Source organism: Flavobacterium sp. ACAM 123, from assembly GCF_000264055.1.
Taxonomy (GTDB): domain Bacteria; phylum Bacteroidota; class Bacteroidia; order Flavobacteriales; family Flavobacteriaceae; genus Flavobacterium.
The window spans coordinates 1-15,113 of the sequence record NZ_AJXL01000090.1 but is presented as its reverse complement, the minus strand read 5'-3'; the positions used below and the strand labels follow the sequence as shown (position 1 = coordinate 15,113).

General features: G+C 33.8%; 15 protein-coding genes. 13 read left to right on the top strand and 2 right to left on the bottom strand.

Features of this window, described 5'->3' with window-relative positions; translation table 11 throughout:
* Positions 1-174: 174 nt before the first annotated feature.
* From A3SG_RS0114245 to A3SG_RS19980, 11 genes are all read left to right on the top strand, one after another.
* Positions 175-360 carry a hypothetical protein gene (locus A3SG_RS0114245; protein WP_016990683.1) on the top strand — a complete coding sequence of 62 codons (186 nt, stop codon included), beginning with the start codon at positions 175-177 and terminating at the stop codon, positions 358-360.
* 249 nt (positions 361-609) lie between these two features.
* Entirely contained in the window at positions 610-1,194 is a 585-nt protein-coding gene (locus A3SG_RS0114240) for a porin family protein (RefSeq protein ID WP_016990682.1), read from the top strand.
* 126 nt (positions 1,195-1,320) lie between these two features.
* Positions 1,321-1,422, top strand: coding sequence for a lmo0937 family membrane protein (locus A3SG_RS21675; RefSeq protein WP_316945255.1), 102 nt, complete (start codon positions 1,321-1,323; stop codon positions 1,420-1,422).
* A gap of 35 nt (positions 1,423-1,457) precedes the next feature.
* Positions 1,458-1,751, top strand: coding sequence for a YtxH domain-containing protein (locus A3SG_RS0114235; protein WP_016990681.1), 294 nt, complete (start codon positions 1,458-1,460; stop codon positions 1,749-1,751).
* A gap of 390 nt (positions 1,752-2,141) precedes the next feature.
* Positions 2,142-2,471 (top strand): hypothetical protein, encoded by a 330-nt coding sequence (locus A3SG_RS0114225; protein ID WP_016990680.1) that lies wholly within the window; start codon positions 2,142-2,144, stop codon positions 2,469-2,471.
* 911 nt (positions 2,472-3,382) lie between these two features.
* Complete coding sequence (locus A3SG_RS0114220; RefSeq protein WP_016990679.1) at positions 3,383-5,164, top strand: Ig-like domain-containing protein; 1,782 nt, start codon at positions 3,383-3,385, stop codon at positions 5,162-5,164.
* Between the two features lie 71 nt (positions 5,165-5,235).
* Entirely contained in the window at positions 5,236-7,266 is a 2,031-nt protein-coding gene (locus A3SG_RS0114215) for an OmpA family protein (protein ID WP_016990678.1), read from the top strand.
* 393 nt (positions 7,267-7,659) lie between these two features.
* Positions 7,660-8,748 (top strand): alkene reductase, encoded by a 1,089-nt coding sequence (locus tag A3SG_RS0114210; protein WP_016990677.1) that lies wholly within the window; start codon positions 7,660-7,662, stop codon positions 8,746-8,748.
* Positions 8,749-8,804: 56 nt separating this feature from the next.
* On the top strand, positions 8,805-9,863 hold the full coding sequence (locus A3SG_RS0114205; protein ID WP_157485481.1) for a class I fructose-bisphosphate aldolase: 1,059 nt from the start codon (positions 8,805-8,807) through the stop codon (positions 9,861-9,863).
* 128 nt (positions 9,864-9,991) lie between these two features.
* Positions 9,992-10,465 carry a nuclear transport factor 2 family protein gene (locus A3SG_RS0114200; RefSeq protein ID WP_016990675.1) on the top strand — a complete coding sequence of 158 codons (474 nt, stop codon included), beginning with the start codon at positions 9,992-9,994 and terminating at the stop codon, positions 10,463-10,465.
* Between the two features lie 57 nt (positions 10,466-10,522).
* Positions 10,523-10,909: a DUF1572 family protein gene (locus A3SG_RS19980; RefSeq protein WP_016990674.1), complete on the top strand. Its 387-nt coding sequence runs from the start codon at positions 10,523-10,525 to the stop codon at positions 10,907-10,909.
* Between the two features lie 259 nt (positions 10,910-11,168).
* Here the strand turns inward: A3SG_RS19980 and A3SG_RS0114190 are convergent, their stop codons facing one another.
* Positions 11,169-11,354, bottom strand: a complete 186-nt coding sequence (locus tag A3SG_RS0114190; protein WP_016990673.1) for a hypothetical protein — start codon at positions 11,352-11,354, stop codon at positions 11,169-11,171.
* Between the two features lie 366 nt (positions 11,355-11,720).
* Here A3SG_RS0114190 and A3SG_RS0114185 point away from each other — a divergent pair, with 366 nt between their 5' ends.
* Entirely contained in the window at positions 11,721-13,466 is a 1,746-nt protein-coding gene (locus tag A3SG_RS0114185; protein ID WP_016990672.1) for an APC family permease, read from the top strand.
* Between the two features lie 208 nt (positions 13,467-13,674).
* Positions 13,675-14,334 (top strand): mechanosensitive ion channel family protein, encoded by a 660-nt coding sequence (locus A3SG_RS0114180; RefSeq protein WP_016990671.1) that lies wholly within the window; start codon positions 13,675-13,677, stop codon positions 14,332-14,334.
* Positions 14,335-14,668: 334 nt separating this feature from the next.
* Here A3SG_RS0114180 and A3SG_RS19975 read toward each other — a convergent pair.
* Positions 14,669-15,113 (bottom strand): DDE-type integrase/transposase/recombinase (locus A3SG_RS19975; RefSeq protein ID WP_016990669.1); only part of this gene is annotated, 445 nt, incomplete at its 5' end.

Below are 15,113 nucleotides of genomic sequence, written 5' to 3'. Positions count from 1 at the left end.
TGTTTTTTTTGTGCTAATTTTTATTGTATCCTTTCATGTAAAGTCTTCGTTATCATTTCTATATTTCCACAATAAGTAAATCATGTAACTTCTTCTAAAAGTTATATAACAAATTTAGACTCGAAACGGCTGATCTTTGTAGCGTACTCAAGATACAATATGAATTAGGCCAAAATGCAAAATAAAGATCTTACAGAGACATGGGAAGAGCAAAAGGAACGTCTAAAACAAAAAATTGCGGCTTTGACTGCTACTAATTTATTATTCCTCGAAGAAAAGGAAGAAGAAATGATAACAAAACTTCAAGTTAAGTTTGGCAAAACAAAGCAGGAAGTATACCAAATTATTAACAAACTTTAGAGTAATTATTATAATAGTAAAATTCATAAATTATTTCAATTTTAAGTTTCCTCAAAACTAGGAATAGTACTTTAAAGCACTAAACAGTAATGCAGTAACTGTAAATAATACAACATTTACTAAAAGTTATATAATAAGTTCACCTATTATGTTACCGATATTTGTAGAACAATACAATCAATAAAATTAAAAATGAAAAAATAGAAAAAAACAAAACAACTGACGTTAGCTACTTTTTTACTAACATGCTTGGCATTTAACACATCAAATGCGCAGGATATAAAATCGAGCACTCCCGCTTTTGGATTTAAAGGTGGTCTGAACTTTTCAAATCTTTACACTGATAACGTAGATGACAATAACATACTTACAGGATTCAACGCAGGATTGTATGCTAAATTTCCAATCGCAAATTCTGTTTCCATACAACCTGAAATCTCCTACACCACTAAAGGTGCAGAGCTTACCTACAATAATGCTTTTGCAAACGGAACAGCACAATTTAAAACAAACTATATTGAAGTTCCTGTACTACTGGTTTTCAATCTTACAAATGTTTTAAATATCCATGCCGGACCGTATGCAGCTTATATGGTAAGTGGTAAAACAACGAACGATTCAAACCTGTTTACCTCTGAGACTCAATTAGACACTAATGATTTCAACAGGTTTGACGCAGGTCTTTCAGGAGGTTTAGGCGTAGATTTAGAAACAGTTAACTTTGCGGTAAGATACAATTACGGTTTAACAAAAGTATTCAAAGAGGGAAGCTTTGCGGATTCAGATGCTAAAAATAGCATATTTAATGTATACGTTGGTCTAAGATTGAACTAAAAATAAAAACGGAGTTCCGATAGAGAATCGCGGCTAATTTAAAATAGAAAATAATCCAATAAAAAATAGAAATCATGAGCAACCTTCTTTACACATTAGCAATAATTTTAGTCATTTTTTTGGGCAATTGGATTCTTCGCATTTAGTGCGGGCGGAATCATACATGTATTACTTATTATTGCGGTAATTGCAATATTATTAAGACTTATACAAGGTAGAAGATTATAAAATAAGTATATTAGTAAAAATTAAAAAAAATAAACATGAAAACAGATAAAGTAATCTTAGGAGTTTTAGGTGGTCTTGCAGCAGGTGTAATAATGGGAATATTATTTGCACCTGAAAAAGGAAAAAAAACAAGAAGAAAGATTAAAAATGTAAGCAACGATTATGCAGATGAATTAAAAGATCAATTTGATGTCGCATTAGATACAATGTCAAAAAAGTATGAGGTGCTTAAAGAGGAAGGACAAGGTCTTTTTAATGAAGGAAAATCTAAATTTGAAAAATCTAAAAAAGATATTGAAAATACAGATGTTAAAAATATCACTATCTAATAATAGCGTTTTTAAACTTCAATTAGCGTTAAAATAAAATTATTAGTAGCAAGGCAAGAACAATAGAAATTCTTGTCGTGAAAGTAGAGCATTATACTGGAACATCTCTCGAATTGGCAAAACTAAAAGTTATCGACACTTCAGCAGATGTTCTGTTTTCACTGATATCCCGATCAACAATTGCTATTGTTTTTGTTATATTTTTGCTACTGCCAAACTTTGGTCTTTCGTTTTGCCTAGGTTAACTTCTAGGCACTTTTTATTTCGGCTTCTTTATAATGGCCGCCTTATATTTAGTACTGTCAATTGTATTATATTCTTATAAAGATCAATGGATTAAAATCCCGGTCAGTAATTTTATTATTACCAAAATGCTAAAAAATAAATAGCATGGAAAAAAGGAACGCAACACAAAATTTGCGCCAAACGATCTTATTGTTGGAACAAAAACAGGCCGCAGAATTACAATCCCTACATCAACACTACCTTGTCATATATGAAAGTGTAAAGCCTTTAAACTTAATGAAAAGTGCTTTAAAAAAAATGACCTCCTCTCCAGACTTAAGACACAATATACTTAATACGGTCATTGGCTTATCTACAGGCTACATCTCCAAGAAGTTATTAATGGGCTCAACGCACAATCCAATAAAAAGGATAGCGGGAACCGTATTACAATTCGTAGTAACTAATTTAGTTGCTAAACGTAGTAATCTTTAGAAATCACTACTTCTTAAATGAAAAATTCACGTTATATTTTAAATAAGTCAATTTACTTATCATGATTAGAATAATACTATTGATTTATATTCTTTCTAAGAAAGTGACCCGAAATAATAGCATCCGGTAATCCTTTAAGTTAAATTATCATTTTTTTTCGAAAATTTCAGTTAGGTAGGCATAAACAGAAAAGTAATAAACGAAGAGTTAATTATCACTAACAAAGAACTAGCCTTTCAAAATCAAGAAAAGGAAGATAGAGCTCTAGAATTACTAACCGCTAACATAGAACTCAAAAAAGCGGAAGAATACCAAAAGGAATAGAAAAAGTGATATTTATGACCTCTCATAAAGTAAGACAACCAATTGCTAACATTTTAGGTCTTTCCTAATTACTGGATCTTTCAAACGATACAAAGGTAGGTATCAAATAAACTTTAGATCATATAAAAGCATCCGCTTACTCCCTTGATGCATTAACTAAAGAACTCAATACCTATATCTTAGAACTCAGACAAAAGCAAAAAATACACTCATTCAAACTATTATATTACCTGGTCTGCTAAACTTCTAAAATAGAACATTAGCTTCCCCTTTATTATTCCAATCATAAGCAACCGACGGTCCTTGTCGTAAACCCTTTTTTTTAAGATATTCATTTCTTAAAAAAGAAACTCCATACCTCTTTTTATTACTATTTCTATACTTTTTTAGTTAAATAAAATAAGCCAAATAGCAAGCCATTAACAGTTTATATTTCACAACTAATTGATTTAAAAGGACTTATTTAAAATTTTAACATTTTCTATATGTGAATTATACAAGTTTCCCTTTTAATAGTATAATACTTGTGCGAGTAATAAAACCATCCTTTGTTTCATAAAATAATTAAACCCCTAAAACTTAATAAAATGAAAACTAAAAATGTACTATTAACCTTTGCAATACTATTTATTGCTTTAATTTCAGGTTGTGCGAAAGACGATTTCGTAGAAATCGATGGACTTTGTCCGGAAGTGCTAAGTACTACTCCGTTAAATGCAGCTACTAATGTTCCTTTGGATCAATTGATTACAGCAACTTTTAATGAAGAGATGAATCCTGAAACTATAAATCAGTCTTCATTTACTTTAAATGGAACTTCGCAGATAGCTGGTGTAATTGCCTACTCAGGTAAAACAGCAACCTTTAAACCATCTGCTTTACTTTCTCCTAACACAACGTATACTGCTACAATAAAGAGAACAGTAAAAGACCTTACAGGTAACGCTTTACAAACAGAAAAAATTTGGACGTTTAGTACTGGTTTAACAGTTACTCCAATGGTTGCGTCAACTGACCCAACAAACAACGAGAATAACGTAGTTTTAAATAAATTAGTAAGTGTGACTTTCAATATGCCAATGAAAGCTAGTACTATTACTGGAACCACCTATACTTTAAAACAAGGAACTACTGCTGTTGCAGGAACTGTAACATATAGCGGAACAACAGCTGTATTTACTCCTACAGTAGCATTGGCTGCAAATACAGTCTATACAGCAACTGTTTCAGCAGCTGTAACAAATCTAGACAACACACGTTTACCAAGTGACTATGTGTGGAAATTTACAACTGGAACTATAATAGCACCAACAGTAACTTCTACAGATCCTATCAATAATGCGACAGGTGTTGCACTTAATAAAACGATTACCGCTAACTTTAGTATGGTAATGGATCCATTAACAATCAATGCTACTAATTTCACATTGAAACAAGGTACAACAGCTATCACGGGAGTTGTAACTTACTCAGGAACTACTGCTTCATTCAAACCAACAAACGCTTTAGTAGAAGGTAAAACATATACAGCAACCATTACAACTGCTGCAAAAAATGCTGCCGGAGTACCTTTAGCAAATAACTATGTATGGAACTTCACTACATTGTCGGCAACAGTTGTCCCTGCGCCTTCAGGTTTATTCTTCGGAGTTTTTGGAGGAAATGCAGGAATTACAAATCAAGGACTGAATACTAGAGTTAACGGACCCATCGGTACAACTGCCGCATCGTCCTTAGTAACCGGTTTCACTGATACTATGGCATCTCCTTTTGAAGTGTATACTATTACTCCTCTAAATAATGGGTTAGTTAATGGAGGTGTTTTTGCAGATGCACCTGCACCTGGAAATGCTACAAAAGCACAAAAAGCACTAGAAGGATTGAATGCAGCAAGAGATCTTTATAACAGTATTTCTCCAGCTAACAAACCTGGTGGGAGTGACCAGGGTTCAGGAGAACTAGGAGCTTTAACTTTAGCGCCAGGTGTTTATAAATCAGCAAGTGGTACGTATAAAATTACAAATGGTGATCTAACATTAGATGCTCAAGGTAATGAAAATGCGACTTGGTATTTCCAATCAGCATCTTCACTAACAGTAGGTTCTCCAGCGGCATCTAGAAGTGTTAAATTAATAAATGGGGCAAAAGCGAATAATGTTTACTGGTACGTCGGTAGTCAAGCAGTTATCAACTACGCCGGTGGTGGTGTAATGGTTGGAAATGTTATTGCAAATAATGGTGTGACATTGTCAGCACCTGCAAATAGCACTACTCTACCTGGTGCAGAAACAGTATTAAACGGAAGAGCTATTTCATTAGTATCTTCAGTAACTATGGTTAATACCATTATTAATGTTCCTGCTAACTAAGTAATACCCCAATTTTTACATATCCCGTCTCAGGGCGGGATATATTAAAATAAAACCTAATAATAAAAAAAATGAAATCAAAAACTTTTTATACAGAGAAACCATCTAATGCATGGACTCCTACTAATCTTACCATCAAAAGCGTCGGAATGATCGCTTTAGCTTGGTTAAGTTTTCAAACATCTGTCCAAGCACAGGAAACTATTGAAGTTAAATACTCAAAACCTTCATGGTACTTTGGTGTAGCGGGTGGAGCCAATTTTAATTTCTACCGTGGATCAACACAACAATTGAACGCAAGTTTTACATCGCCAAAAACATTTCATGATGGATTTGGAGCTGGACTTTTCATTGCACCGCTTTTAGAGTATCGTCCTGCTGATTCAAGATGGGGTGTTATGTTACAAGCTGGTTACGATAGCCGTAAAGGTGATTTTGACCAAGTGCTTACTGCATGTGACTGTCCTGCTGATTTATCAACTGACTTAAGTTACATTACAGTGGAACCAAGTTTACGTTTTGCTCCTTTTAAATCTAATTTTTATTTATATGGTGGTCCACGTTTAGCTTTCAACTTGGATAAATCATTTACATATCAATTAGGAATCAACCCAGCGTATCCAGATCAAGAAGCTACTCCTGCAGTAACAGGTGATTTTGATAAAATTGAAAAAACAATTATTTCAATGCAAATTGGAGCAGGTTATGATATTCCACTTTCCACGGATGCAAACAAAACACAATTTGTATTGTCTCCTTTTGTTTCTTTCCAACCTTATTTTGGTCAAAATCCACGTTCAACAGAAACATGGAACAATACGACTGTAAGAGCAGGTGTTGCTCTTAAATTTGGACAAGGAAAAAACATTCAGGAAGCTACTGATATCAAAGCAGACAAACAAGTTTCGTTTTCTATAGATTCTCCTAGTAATGTTCCTGGAGACCTTAGACTTACTGAAATTTTTCCACTTAGAAACTATGTGTATTTTAACAATGGATCAAGTGAAATACCTAACCGTTATGTTTTATTGAATAAAGATCAGGTAAAAGATTTCAAAGAAGACCAATTGGAAGTTTTTGCTCCAAAAAATTTATCAGATCGTTCAAAAAGACAAATGACTGTTTATTATAATATTTTAAACATTCTTGGTGACCGTATGCAGAAAAATCCAAATGCAACTATTTCTTTGGTAGGTTCATCAGAACAAGGACCGGCAGATGGTTTAGCAATGTCAGAATCAATTAAAACATATTTAGTTGATGTATTTGCAATCAATCCTTCAAGAATAAGTACTAAAGGTCAATCTAAACCAAATATTCCATCAGAACAACCAGGTGGAACACTTGAATTAGGACTTCTTCGTGAAGGAGACCGCAGAGTATCTATCGAAAGTAATTCTCCATCTTTATTAATGGAATTTCAAAGTGGCGCTGGTGCTCAATTAAAACCAGTAAAAATTGTTGCATCTCAAGAAGCTCCTGCTTCAAGTTATGTAACTTTCAATAACAAAGGAGCTGGCGAGGCTTTATCTACATGGTCATTACAAATAACTGATGAACAAGGTAAATCACAGTCTTTCGGACCTTATACTGAAGATGAAGTTCGTATTCCTGGAAAAGCAATTTTAGGAAGCCGTCCAGAAGGAGATTTCAAAGTAAAAATGATAGGTCAAACTAAAAGTGGCGTTGTTGTAGAGAATGAAGCTCCTTTACATGTTGTACTTTGGACACCGGCTAAAACAGAAGAAGGTCTTAGATATAGCATTATTTATGAATTTAATAAATCAAAAGCTATTGCCATCTATGAAAAATATTTAACTGATGTAATTACTCCAAAAATTCCTGTTGGTGCAACGGTAATTGTTCATGGTCATACTGATGCTATTGGTGAAGAAGCTCACAATCAAGAATTGTCTTTAGCTCGTGCAAACGACGTGAAAAACATAATTGAAAGTGCGCTATCTAAAAAAGGTAGAAACGATGTGAAATTTGAATTAATTGGATTTGGTGAGGATGAAAACAAATCTCCTTTTGAAAATAAAACACCAGAAGAACGTTCTTATAACAGAACCGTTATAATTGATATTGTACCTACAAAATAATAAGTCAATTACTGACAAACTTATTTTTTAGATTTAGAAAAGAGGATAGACACTTAACAGTCTATCCTCTTTTTTTGTTTAAAATTTTAAGAGATCTAATGCTATGACCAATGACAATCTAACAATTAATTTATTGCCTAAATCAGCAATACGCAGCAACTATCTTTAATAAAAGTCATGTATGAAAGAACAAGAAAACGCTGTAAATTATTTAATCTATTTGCATAAATAGACATTGCTGTAATAAGCATACGGTAAAGGAGCTGCTAAAACATGTTCTTCTAATAGTAAAATGGTTCTTTATCGAATGCCACAATCACTTCTATACTCATTTTAAATACTTAAGTCAATAAATATAATTACCTTTATAACAATAACTTAAGAGTAAAGAAAATGAAAAACCATCAATTATTCACTCCCGAAAGGCTAGGCTCCATAGAATTAAAAAATCGGATTGTAATGGCACCTATGACCCGATGCAGAGCCATAAAAAATGTTCCCAATGATCTCATGGTTGACTATTATAAGCAGCGTTCCAGCGCAGGCTTAATAATTACGGAAGGCACGTCACCATCGCTAAATGGACTTGGATATGCCCGGATCCCAGGCATATTTAACGAGCGACAAGTGAGCAGTTGGAAAAATATAACCAAAGCAGTGCATAAAAATGGAAGTAAGATCATTGTTCAGTTAATGCACTCCGGAAGAATAAGCCACCCTTTGAATATGCCCATAGAAGGTGAGATACTTGCCCCTTCTGCTATTAAAGCTAATGGGCAGATGTGGACTGACTTGAAGGATTTACAAGATTTTGTTATGCCAAAAGAAATGAGCTTACAAGATATTATACATGCAAAAACAGAATTTGTTTGCGCTGCACAAAATGCCTTATTTGCTGGATTTGATGGCATTGAATTGCATGGGGCCAACGGCTATTTATTGGAAGAATTCCTATCGCCTGTTAGCAATATCAGGAACGATGACTATGGTGGCAGTATTGTAAACCGATGTCGGTTTATAATTGAAGTGGTGATTGCAGTGGCTGAAGCCATTGGAAAAGAAAAAACAGGAATTCGTTTATCTCCTTATGGAGTTGCCAGCGATATGCCTCATTATCCCGAAATCGACGACACCTATGATTATCTATCAAAAAAACTTAATGAAATTGGTATTGCTTACATCCATCTTGCAGATCATTCTTCCATGGGAGCGCCTGCCGTCCCAATGGAAATAAAAAAAACAATTCGGAAAAACTTTAGGAACAGGCTAATTTTATGCGGCGGATTTGACCAAGAAAGCGCGGAAACAGCAATTAAAAGCGGACTAGCAGACCTAGTAGCATTTGGAAAGCCATTTATAAATAATCCTGATCTTGTAGAACGTTTTAAAAATAATTGGCCTCTTTCAGAAAATCTTAATGCCGATTTATTTTATACCGCCGATGAAAAAGGATATACTGACTATCCTTTTTATACGCCCTAATTCAAAATCTATGTTTTTGAACAACTAAATGTTATATCACTTAAACGCAATTTAAAATGGCAGGTATACACCGATTAATGGAACTATTAGGTCCCGAAAAGGATTTTTTGCTAAACCATATGTGCAAAACTATTACTAAAGACCAAATTCATATACCCCATCCAGATCCTACAGACTCTTTTTTGCAAAGCAATCGAAATGGACAAACTATCAGAAGCTTAACTCAGCTTTACAACCATGGTAGACTGGGCGGTACAGGATACCTCTCGATTTTACCGGTAGACCAAGGTATTGAACATACTGCCGGAAGTTCATTTGCTCCAAACCCCATGTACTTTGATCCTGAAAATATTGTGAAATTAGCTATTGAAGCGGGGTGCAATGCTATCGCTTCCACGATGGGCGGCTTAGCCCTGCTTTCAAGAAAATATGCCCATAAGATTCCGTTTATAGTGAAACTTAATCACAACGAATTACTGACCTATCCAAAAAAATACGATCAAATAATGTTTGGGAGTGTAAAAGAGGCCTGGAATATGGGAGCTATAGCTGTAGGGGCGACTGTATATTTTGGCTCGGCCGAATCAGATCGGCAAATAATAGAAGTTTCAAGAGCATTTGAAGAGGCTCACAGTTTGGGCATGGTAACTATACTATGGTGTTATTCCAGAAACAATGCATTTGTAAAAGACAATGTTGATTACAATTCAGCGGCAGACATAACGGGTCAAGCCAATTATTTGGGCGTATCGTTACAGGCAGATATTATTAAACAAAAATCACCAACTAGTAACGGCGGATTTACCGCAATTGGGTTTGCAAAAACTGATCCTGAAATGTATACTAAATTATCTAGTGAACATCCTATAGACTTATGCAGGTATCAGGTGATGAATTGCTATGCCGGCCGGATTGGTATGTTAAATTCCGGAGGAGAATCAAAAGGGGAAAGCGATTTTAAACAGGCCATAAAAACTGCTGTTATAAATAAACGTGCCGGCGGCTCGGGTATAATTATGGGGCGAAAAGCTTTTCAGCGTCCTTTTGACGATGGAGTAAAAATTATAAAAGCGGTGCAAGACATATATCTGGCAAAAGAAATTTCTATCGCTTAATACAAGTAAACTAACATTTTAAACTTGAGCTTTTTCCGACGTAAAAGCAGTACATTTCCTATCTATTTTTATATAAATCAATTTCCATTGAAAAATTCATTATTTTTACAGCTCCTTTTTTTATAAATATGACTGAAAACAAAAAAACAATTACTAAGTTTTACGATGCTTTTGCCAATGGTGATGCTTCAAAAATGTGTGAATGCTATCATCCTAATGTTGAATTTATAGATCCGGTCTTCGGCTCTTTGAAAGGAAATGATGTATGTCAAATGTGGGAGATGCTGATTGCACGGAGTAATGGAGATATAAAAATTAAGCTTTCAGATGTGAAATCCAATGATTACCATGGGGCAGCAGTTTGGGTAGCCACTTATAATTTCGGTAAAAACAAGAGAGCCGTTGTTAATAGCATCAGAGCAGAATTCTTTTTTCAAGACGGACTAATTAGGAGACATACAGATGATTTTGATATCTGGAAATGGTCAAAACAGGCTTTAGGACTTACTGGGTATCTGTTCGGATGGACCGGTTTTATGCAAAATAAAATACATAGAAACGCACTGCGTTCGCTCAAAAAGTATCAAAAAACCAATTTATGATAGTTCAAACTTTAAAAACGATTTTTAAGAGAGATTTGAATCGGTTAAAACAAGAAATTGAATTATATACAAAATGAAAGTCAAATTTGGACGATTCAAAAAGGAATAACTAATTCTGCCGGGAATCTTTGTTTGCATTTAGTGGGGAATCTCAATACCTACATTGGTAATACATATGGGAACACTAACTATGTAAGAAATCGAGAGCTTGAATTCTCATTAAAAGATATTCCAAGTACGGAACTAATCCGAAAAATTGAAGAAACTATGCTTATGGTGGACTATGCGCTCGATAATTTATCTGAAAAAGAACTGATAATGGAGTTTCCTCTTTTAGTTTTTGAAACAAAAACTTCAACCGAGTTCATGTTGATTCACCTTACCACTCACCTCACTTTTCATCTTGGCCAAATAAATTACCACAGACGACTATTACAAGAATAAAGTCTACTATTGATTATCTTCAAGTACTTTTTTTATTTTTTCGTATTCTTCCGTTGACAATTCCCCTTTGCATATCTTCTGTTTAAAATATCCAAGAGAGGCTCCGTTTCAGAAGTTTTTCTTTTGTTCGAATTAGCCAGAATACGATAGAGGAAAAAAGCACAAAACAACACTAAGGGAACCCATATAACCCACATCATACCCATGTTCCAGTAATTATTGTGATGCATACAATCTTTTTTTTACGTTTATTTGTTCATTAAGTATTTTTAAATAGTCTAGACGCTATCCTATTATTTCTCTTTTTCAACCATTCTTGAATAACAGCGCTCCGAACGGTGCTATTACCCATGCGTAAAGAATAATCTGTTGCATCTATTTTATTATTTTTAACCGGAAACGTTTCGCTTTTATTAATTAGTATTGCAACTTCTTTATTTTTCATCAAATGTTGTGAAAAAAATTCTCTTTTGTAAAAAGTCCCGCTAATAGCATAAACAAGTATTCTTATTTTTGAGTATCAATTACTGTAATACACTTCTTTAGAGACAAATCCAAACTAATAGCACTCTCAAAAATTATTAACGTTTAGAAGGCATTTAAAATACTCTTTTTAAAAGCTCCTATTTACACTGTTAAAGACAAAAAATTAAAAATTAAATAAAACACTAATTAACTAAAAATCAATTCGTTTAATATCTAATAAAGACTACTTACCTATTATAGTGAAAGGAATTAATTTTCTTATTTGGGATTTTACTGCAAATGCTTATATTGCGATGCGAATTGAGATCAACCCAAATGATATACGATGATAAAAGTATTGCATAAAAAATTAAATGAGTTAGAGGCGACCGCTATTTGTGGAAATGATATTAGTTCTTCGTGCTTGTATGTTTCGGCTCTTACTATTATGTATGCGGGACAATACGCGTGGATTTCATTATTATTTGTAGCTGTTGTTTTATTTTTATTTAGAAAAATATACGGTGAAGTTGTTGGAGCGATTCCTCTTAATGGAGGAGCATATAATGTATTATTAAATACTTCCTCTAAAAAGCTGGCTTCCGTTGCTGCAACGTTGACAGTATTATCTTATATGGCGACTGCAGTGATTTCAGCATCTGAAGGAATGCATTACCTACACGGCATTCTTCCCGGCATAGATATAACAATCACAACAGTTATTGTCTTATTAGCTTTTACCGGTTTGGCAATTTTAGGTATCGGAGAATCTGCCTTTGTAGCAGTAATTATTTTTGTAATCCATTTAGCTACACTTAGTTTATTAGTCATCGTGTCATCATGGTTTCTTTTTAATCATGGGTTAGAAACTTTTCATATCAATTGGAATCTTCCGGTTACCTCTGGAGGAATAGTGAATGCCCTTTTCTTAGGTTTTTCTGCTGCGATGTTAGGGATTTCTGGTTTTGAAAGTTCCTCAAATTTTGTTGAAGAACAAAGACAGGGTGTGTTTCCAAAAACACTGCGTAACATGTGGGCAATCGTCAGTTTTTTCAACCCTATGATCGCTTTGTTATTAATTTGTATCATTCCGTTAGCTGAAGTCGGTGAACATAAAGAGTCCTTACTCGCTTTCCTGGGACAAACAACCGGCGGATCATGGCTTGCCTATCTTATTTCGATAGACGCAGTTTTAGTATTGTGTGGTGCTGTTTTAACTTCATTCGTTGGAGTGTCCGGTTTATTGAATCGAATGACATTAGATAGAATATTACCGAATTTCTTTTTGAAACAGAATAAGAGAGGTTCAAATTACAGAATAATCATCAGTTTTCTAATATTATGTGTTTCCGTGCTATTTGTTACCGGAGGGGATCTTATTGCTTTAGCTGGAGTATATACCTTTTCCTTCTTAGCCGTAATGGGCTTGTTTGGTATTGGGAATTTATTATTAAAATTCAAGCGTAAAAAATTACCACGACCCGAGAAAGCAAGAGGGATAACAGTGGTCACAGCGGTTATATTGGTGATTGTGGCCTTTGTAGGAAATGTTCAATTGAACGTAGATTCCTTCTATACCTTTATTAAATACCTGATTCCTTCGTTAGTATTTATAGGAATCATGTTAGGAAGATCTTTTCTGATTCAAGTGCTGATTGACGCCTTAGAATATTTTTACAAGCCAATGCGAAAAATGGTCATTTTCAGCAATCGTTATTTAATGAAAATGAATTTAAAAATAAATTCACAAGAGTTTGTGTTTTTTACGAAAGGTGATGATGTTGCTATTCTAAACAAAGTGATGCAATATGTACAAAATAACGAGTCCACCAAGAAATTAAAAATAGTCAACGTAAAACGTCAAGGAGGAGAATCAAATGAATCACTCATAATCGATCTTAAAGTTTTAGATCGCGCATATCCGGAAATCGCCATTGAATTCATCGAGTTAGAAGGTGTTTTTGGGCCTGAAATCATCGATGAGCTATCAAAAAAATGGAATATCCCGAAAAATTTTATGTTCATTGGTTCGCCCGGAGACCGTTTCTCCTACAAAGTTGCTGAATTAGGGGGTGTTCGATTAATAATGTAACTTTAGTAGTCAAAAATATAAATGACTGAACAGCAAAAGCTTAAAAAAATAAATATAAATGAAAAAATAAATCGATTACACTCTTTTTCAAATTGGTGATTTTGACTTTAAAATCATTGGTATTATTAAGGTCATTGTTTTTATATTCGTTGTCCTATTTTTATTAAAAATTATTAGAAAAACCATTTATAGAGTCGATAAAATTGATTTGGCTAAAAAATACTCCATTTATAGCTTAATCAGGTATTTAATTATTCTAATTTCAATTGTTGCCGGATTGCAATTATTTGGTTTTAATTTATCCGTACTTGTAGCTGGTTCAGCTGCTCTTTTAGTGGGTATTGGATTGGGTTTGCAAAATCTTTTTAGTGATTTTATTTCTGGGATCTTACTACTGCTGGACTCCTCCGTTAAAGTGAACGATGTTATTGAATTAAACGAAATGGTTTGTGTTGTTCAAGAGATTAATTTGCGCACTACGACGGTGCTGACCAGAGATGACAAATATATTATTTTACCGAATACTGATTTGACAAGAAATCAATTAATTAATTGGACCCACAGTGATCTTGCATCGCGATTTGAAGTAACCGTGGGGGTTGACTATTCTTCCGATGTGAAGCAGGTAATGCAAATCTTAAAACAAGCTGTTGATAGTCAAAGCAGTATTTTAACAGAGCCGAGTCCCTTTATTCGTTTTACGGATTTTGGGGATTCATCATTGAATTTTTCAATAATTTTTTGGTCAGAAGAATTGTTTCGCGTGGAAAACATTAAGAGCGAAATGAGGATAAAAATATTTGAATTATTTAAATACAACAATATCACCATTCCTTTTCCACAGCGTGTTGTTCACATCAATAAATAAGAAATGGAAGAGCAAATTCAAGAATATCTCTACAATCCAACAGTGGGCAAAATTGTAAGTTTTATCATTGGAATCGCTGTAATTTGGATGTTAATAAATACCGTTACAAAAAATTCTTTTTTTTTTAAATAAAAGACAATACTAATCGAAATAAAGCTAAAAAATTCAGCAGTTTCATTGGTTAGTTTTTAACAATAGTATGCTGCGACATATTCACGATGCAACTTTTTCAAAAACTTAAGATAGTTTTTAAGTTTTAATTTTCTGTTGCGTGGCTGAAATAGGAAATAACGTTTGACCGGCGAAGCCATAAATCAAAAAAGTTATTCTGATTTTATTCTACTTCTATTTTGTTATATATTTCCCTTGGCGTTAGATAATCTAATGATTGATGAAAACGCTCGTCATTATAAAATCTAAAATATTCTTTCAATCCTTTGTAGAGTTCCAGAGTACTACCGTAAGCTTGTAAATATACGTTTTCATATTTTACTGAACTCCATAATCTTTCTATAAAAATAGTATCAATAGCACGTCCTTTTCCATCCATTGATATTTTTATATTATTATCATTCAATAGCTTAGTATGAACCTCACTTGTGTACTGACTTCCTTGATCGGTGTTGAAAATTTCTGGTTTGCCGTGTTGGTCTATTGCCTCTTGAAGTACTACTGTACACCATTCGGCTGTCATAGTGTTACTTATATCCCAGCTTAAAACATAGCGCGAGTGCAAATCAATTATTGCACATATATACATAAAACCTTTATCCGTAGGT